This is a genomic window from Microbacterium sp. (genome assembly GCF_047606385.1).
Lineage (GTDB): Bacteria > Actinomycetota > Actinomycetes > Actinomycetales > Microbacteriaceae > Microbacterium.
In genome coordinates, this window is sequence record NZ_JASGEL010000063.1 from 1 (window position 1) to 2,785 (window position 2,785).

Sequence of the window (2,785 nt, forward strand, 5' to 3'; positions counted from 1 at the left end):
CCCAGCAGCACCGCCGGCCCCGCGCCCTCGACCGCCGCGCGCACCGCGCGCAGCACGTCCCGCGCCCCCGTCCCCTCCGGCGCGACCGCCCTCATCGCTCCCCTCTCCCCAGGTCAGAAGTGGTAGGGGAAGGAGGACCAGTCGGGCTCGCGCTTCTGCAGGAACGCGTCGCGGCCCTCCACGGCCTCCTCGGTGCCGTAGGCCAGGCGGGTCGCCTCGCCGGCGAACACCTGCTGGCCCACCAGCCCGTCGTCGACGGCGTTGAAGGCGAACTTGAGCATCCGGATCGCGGTCGGGCTCTTGGTGAGGATCGTGCGGGCCATCGCCAGCGCCTCCCGCTCGAGCTCGGCGTGCGGGACGACCCGGTTGACGGCGCCCATCTCGTAGGCGCGCTGGGCCGAGTACTCCTCGGCGAGGAAGAACACCTCGCGCGCGAGCTTCTGCCCGACCTGGCGCGCCATGTACGCGCTGCCGTAGCCGGCGTCGAACGAGCCGACGTCGGCGTCCGTCTGCTTGAAGCGGCCGTGCTCGGCGCTGGCGAGCGACAGGTCGCACACCACGTGCAGCGAGTGCCCGCCCCCGGCCGCCCACCCCGGCACCACGGCGATCACGACCTTCGGCATGAAGCGGATGAGCCGCTGCACCTCGAGGACGTGCAGCCGTCCCGTCGACGCGGTCCCGTCCTCGTACCGGTACCCGTCGCGGCCGCGGATGCGCTGGTCGCCGCCGGAGCAGAACGCCCAGCCGCCGTCCTTGGGGCTGGGGCCGTTGCCGGTCAGCAGCACGACGCCGATGCGCGGGTCCTGCCGCGCGTTCTCGAGCGCGCGGTACAGCTCGTCGACCGTGTGCGGCCGGAACGCGTTGCGCACCTCCGGCCGGTCGAACGCGATGCGAGCGACGCGGCCGTCGTGGGTGACGTGCGCGGTGATGTCCGTGTACGTCTCCGCGCCGGGGGCGAGGGTCCACTCGGCGGGGTCGAAGATCTCGGACACGCTCATGGACTCCAGCCTAGTTACGCGCACGCGACGCAACCCGCCGCCCGTAGGGTGAGGCCATGTCGATCCGTTTCGTCGCGCTGCTGTTCCCCAACGTCACCCAGCTCGACCTGACCGGGCCGGCCCAGGTGTTCTCACGGCTCCCGGATGCCGAGCTCCACCTGGCCTGGCATCGGATCGAGCCGGTGCCCACCGATGCCGGGTTCTCGATCCTGCCCACCACGACGCTCGCCGACGCGCCACAGGCCGACGTGCTGTTCGTCCCGGGCGGGCAGGGGGCGTTCGAGCTGTTCGAGGACGAGACGGCCCTCGGCTTCCTGCGCCGGCAGGCCGTCGACGCACGCTACGTCACGAGCGTGTGCACCGGCTCCTTCGCGCTCGCCGCGGCGGGCCTGCTCGCCGGCCGCCGCGCCACCAGCCACTGGGGCTCGCTCGACATGCTGGCCGATCTCGGCGCGGTCCCGGTCGCCGAGCGCGTCGTCATCGACGGTCGCATCGTCACCGGAGCGGGAGTCACCAGCGGGATCGACTTCGCACTGACCCTCGCCGCCGAGCTCTTCGACGCCGACACGGCGCGGCGGGCGCAGCTGGCGCTCGAATACGATCCGCAGCCGCCGTTCGACGCCGGTTCGCCGCGCAGGCCCGACGCCGACCCCGCCGAGGTCGAACGGGTGACGGCCCAGTCTCGCCGCCTTCGGGGCCCGCTCGTGGCGCGGGCGGCAGAGCGGCTACGGCATCCGCGATTCTGAGGAGATCCCGCATCCTGAGGAGGAATATTCCCGGCATCCTCCTCAGTTTCGAGAATCTCCTCGACAACGACGCCGGCCGCAGCTCCACACGCGCGCCGCCGCGGCAGGATGGAGCCATGAGCCTGCCGCCCCTCGACGAGCTGCGCGCCGCGGCGCACGTGGTCGCCCTCCCCCTGCACACCCGGTTCCGCGGCATCGAGGTGCGTGAGGCGCTGCTGCTCGACGGTCCCGAGGGATGGAGCGAGTTCTCGCCGTTCACCGAGTACGAGGATGCCGAGGCCGCGACGTGGCTCGCCGCGGCGATCGACTTCGGATGGATGCCGCAGCCGCATCCGGTGCGCGGATCGATCCCGGTCAATGCGACGGTGCCCGCGGTCACCGCGGGCGAGGTCGCCGGGGTGATCGACCGGTTCCACGGCTGCCGCACCGCGAAGGTGAAGGTCGCCGAGCGCGGGCAGAGCCTCGCCGAGGACGTGGCCCGGGTGCGCGCGGTGCGGGCCGTCATGGGGGCGGAGGGCCGGATCCGCGTGGACGCGAACGGCGGCTGGAACCTCGACGAGGCCGACCACGCCGTGCGGGCGCTGTCCGAGTTCGATCTGGAGTACGTCGAGCAGCCCTGTGCGAGCGTGCCAGAGCTGATCGACCTGCGGGAACGGATCGGCCACTTCGGCATCCCGATCGCGGCGGACGAGAGCGTGCGCAAGGCCGACGACCCGGTGCGGGTGGTCCGTGCGGGCGCCGCCGACCTGGTCGTCGTCAAGGCCGCGCCGCTGGGCGGCGTGCGCCGCGCGCTCGAGATCGTCGCGCAGGCGGGCGTTCCGGCGATCGTCTCCAGTGCGCTGGACACGTCGGTCGGGCTCGGCATGGGGCTCGCGTTGGCGGCGTCCCTGCCCGACCTGGACCACGACTGCGGGCTGGGCACCTCTTCCCTGCTCGCCCGGGACGTGACCGGCGACCCGCTCCAGGCCCGCGACGGCGCCATCGCGGTGCGCCGCGCACAGCCGGACGCCGACCTGCTGGCGCGCTTCGCCGCCGCGCCGG

Annotated in this window: 3 protein-coding genes; 2 read left to right on the top strand and 1 reads right to left on the bottom strand. The window is 73.4% G+C overall.

Annotated features, from left to right (window positions below; translation table 11 throughout):
* Window positions 1–113: 113 nt before the first annotated feature.
* Window positions 114–998, bottom strand: a complete 885-nt coding sequence (locus tag QM626_RS06320; RefSeq protein ID WP_415075130.1) for a 1,4-dihydroxy-2-naphthoyl-CoA synthase — start codon at window positions 996–998, stop codon at window positions 114–116.
* A 56-nt stretch (window positions 999–1,054) separates the two neighbouring features.
* Between QM626_RS06320 and QM626_RS06325 the strand changes: the two genes are divergently transcribed.
* Window positions 1,055–1,744: a DJ-1/PfpI family protein gene (locus QM626_RS06325; RefSeq protein WP_415075132.1), complete on the top strand. Its 690-nt coding sequence runs from the start codon at window positions 1,055–1,057 to the stop codon at window positions 1,742–1,744.
* Window positions 1,745–1,860: 116 nt separating this feature from the next.
* Window positions 1,861–2,785, top strand: a 925-nt coding sequence (locus QM626_RS06330; protein ID WP_415075134.1) for an o-succinylbenzoate synthase, incomplete at its 3' end; no start/stop codon positions are given.

Bases quoted from the DNA above. Each gene is read 5' to 3' on its own strand.
- QM626_RS06320 (WP_415075130.1), bottom strand. From the start codon at position 998: ATGAGCGTGTCCGAGATCTTCGACCCCGCCGAGTGGACCCTCGCCCCC.
- QM626_RS06325 (WP_415075132.1), top strand. From the start codon at position 1,055: ATGTCGATCCGTTTCGTCGCGCTGCTGTTCCCCAACGTCACCCAGCTC.